The 2483-nt window shown below is 63.5% G+C and carries 4 protein-coding genes and 1 tRNA gene; 4 read left to right on the top strand and 1 reads right to left on the bottom strand.

Annotated elements, in window-relative coordinates:
* Window positions 1-66: 66 nt before the first annotated feature.
* Window positions 67-142 (bottom strand) — tRNA-Ala (locus VZ95_RS15930).
* Window positions 143-283: 141 nt separating this feature from the next.
* Between VZ95_RS15930 and VZ95_RS15925 the strand changes: the two genes are divergently transcribed.
* The 4 genes from VZ95_RS15925 to VZ95_RS22255 form a co-directional block, all read left to right on the top strand.
* Entirely contained in the window at window positions 284-580 is a 297-nt protein-coding gene (locus VZ95_RS15925; RefSeq protein ID WP_232302700.1) for a YggT family protein, read from the top strand.
* Complete coding sequence (locus VZ95_RS15920; RefSeq protein ID WP_198148344.1) at window positions 577-906, top strand: DUF167 domain-containing protein; 330 nt, start codon at window positions 577-579, stop codon at window positions 904-906. The genes VZ95_RS15925 and VZ95_RS15920 overlap by 4 nt, the downstream gene beginning before the upstream one ends.
* Window positions 899-1783 carry a bifunctional methylenetetrahydrofolate dehydrogenase/methenyltetrahydrofolate cyclohydrolase FolD gene (gene folD / locus VZ95_RS15915; RefSeq protein WP_045776734.1) on the top strand — a complete coding sequence of 295 codons (885 nt, stop codon included), beginning with the start codon at window positions 899-901 and terminating at the stop codon, window positions 1781-1783. Before VZ95_RS15920 ends, folD begins: the two co-directional genes overlap by 8 nt.
* 73 nt (window positions 1784-1856) lie before the next feature.
* Window positions 1857-2483, top strand: a 627-nt coding sequence (locus VZ95_RS22255; RefSeq protein ID WP_198148343.1) for a PfkB family carbohydrate kinase, incomplete at its 3' end; no start/stop codon positions are given.

The raw sequence follows: 2483 nt of genomic DNA, 5'->3' as shown, positions 1-2483 counted from the left end.
CCCGCCAAGCGCGCGACACAGCAAAAAGGGGCTAGCCGCTTCACGCTGCTAACCCCTTGAAATTCTTGGTGGAGCCGATGAGAGTCGAACTCACGACCTCTGCAGTGCGATTGCAGCGCTCTCCCAACTGAGCTACGGCCCCGTGTCGGCGGGTATGCCCGTGGGGGCGATCAAAGTCAAGCGCTTCTGTGGCCTTGAAGGAAGGGCTTGGCATCGCTAGCTTCTACTGCGCAGCCGTGCAGGTATCGGCGGCTGGTTTGGACCCGTCAGGAGATGCGACCGGATGTCTATGTCCCCCTTTGCTTGGCTGATTAGCACGGCAATCAATCTGCTGTTCTGGGTCATTTTGATTCAGGCGATTTTGAGTTGGCTGATGGCCTTCAATGTCGTCAACACGCGCAATCCTGTCGTCGCGACGATTTGGGACTTGACCAATCGGCTGACCAACCCGCTGCTGCGGCCGATCCGCGCGGTTTTGCCGAGTTTCAATGGTGTCGATCTGTCGCCGTTGGTACTGCTGATTCTGCTGCAATTTTTCGAACGGATCCTCTTCGCCTACGTCTATCCGCTGCTGCCGTGACGCTGGCCCTGCCGATCAATGTGACGGCGGATGGGCTGATTCTCACCGTCCGCGTCACGCCGAAATCGGCGAAGGAAAAGATCGAGGGCGTGCGGATCGAAAGCGACGGGCGGCCCGTGCTCAGCGTGCGCCTGTCGGCCCCGCCGGTGGAGGGCGCGGCCAATGCGGCGCTGGTGGCGTTTCTCGCCCACCATTGGCGCATACCAAAGCGGGCGGTAAAGCTCTTGTCCGGTGAGACGGCGCGGGTAAAACGTCTGGCTATCGAGGCCGACGCGGCGCTGAGGCTGCGGATCACCGACGAACTAGGAGCGCTCGCCCATGACTAACCCCGCAACCGTCCGTCCCCAGGCCACTCGAATCGACGGCAAAGCGTTCGCCGAGAAACTCCGCGCGCGCCTCGCTGCCGAAATCGCCACCCTCGGGTTTCAGCCCGGCCTTGCGGTGGTTCTGGTGGGGGAGGACCCTGCCAGTCAGGTCTATGTGCGCAATAAGGCGACGCAGACCGTGGAAGTGGGCATGCGCTCGTTCGAACATAAGCTGCCCGCAAGCGTGAGCGAAGCCGAGGTGCTGGCCCTGGTGACGCGCCTGAACGCCGATCCCGCCGTCGATGGCATTCTAGTGCAACTGCCGCTGCCCCCGCATATTGACGCCGATAAGGTGCTACTCACCATCGATCCGGCGAAAGATGTCGATGGCTTCCACCCAGTCAATGCCGGGCGGCTCGCAACGGGCGCGCAAGCTTTGGTCCCCTGCACGCCGCTGGGCTGCCTGATGCTGCTGCAAGATTTTCACGGCAGCTTGGCCGGGATGGAGGCCGTCATCGTCGGGCGCTCCAATATCGTTGGCAAGCCGATGGCGCAACTGCTGCTGAAGGCCGATTGCACCGTGACGATTGCCCATTCGCGCAGCCGGGATTTGCCCGCCCTGTGCCGTAGAGCCGATATTCTGGTCGCCGCCGTTGGCCGTCCGGAAATGGTGCGCGGCGATTGGATCAAGCCGGGGGCGACCGTCATCGATGTCGGCATCAACCGCCTGCCGCCCGACGAACATGGCAAAAGCCGCTTGGTCGGCGATGTTCATTATGGTGAAGCCGTTCAGGTGGCGGGGGCGATTACGCCGGTGCCGGGCGGCGTCGGGCCGATGACGATTGCCTGCCTGCTTCACAATACCGTCACAGCCGCGAAAGCCCGGCGCGGCGTATAAGCGGCGAGCAAAGGTTAAGGAGGGGCAGGAATGGCGGATCTCGTCTGCGTTTGGCGGTCTCGTGTGGGATACGTTGGCAATTGCCAAAGCGCCGGTGATGGGCGGCACCTCCAACCCGGTTTCCGCCAGCCATTCCGCCGGCGGGGTGGCGCGCAATGTCGCGGTTTTGGCCGCGCGCGCGGGGCTGAGCACGGAACTCGTTAGCCTGATCGGGCATGATGCCGAGGGCGAAATTCTGCTGCGCGACCTTGCCGCCGATCACGTCCAAACCCGGCTGATCGCCCCGCATCGGCACTTGCCGACCGCCAATTACGCCGCGCTGCTGAACCCGGACGGTAGTTTGCACGTGGCCTGGGCCGATATGGCCGTACTGGAAGCGATGGACCCGGCTTTTTTCGAGCCGCTGCTGATTGCCCTATCGGCGACGCCTTTCTGGTTTCTCGATACGAACCTTACCGCCGACTCCCTGGCCTATCTCGCGCAGTTTCGCCCGAAAGGCACGCAGCTTGTGTCGATGCCGTTTCGGTGGCGAAAGCCGAGCGGCTGCGCCCCAGCCTCGCGCGGATCGATCTTTTGTTCTGCAACTGCGACGAAGCCCGGCTGCTCACCGGCGCTGCGGAGGGGACCGGCGCGCTTCCGCTTGCCCTCGCCTTGCGCGAATACGGCTGCCGCTCGGTGGTCGTCACCGATGGGCCGCGCG

It is taken from the genome of Elstera litoralis (assembly GCF_000963705.1).
Lineage (GTDB): Bacteria > Pseudomonadota > Alphaproteobacteria > Elsterales > Elsteraceae > Elstera > Elstera litoralis.
The sequence above is the reverse complement of the archived record's forward strand: the minus strand, read 5'-3'. Positions and strand labels throughout refer to the sequence as shown.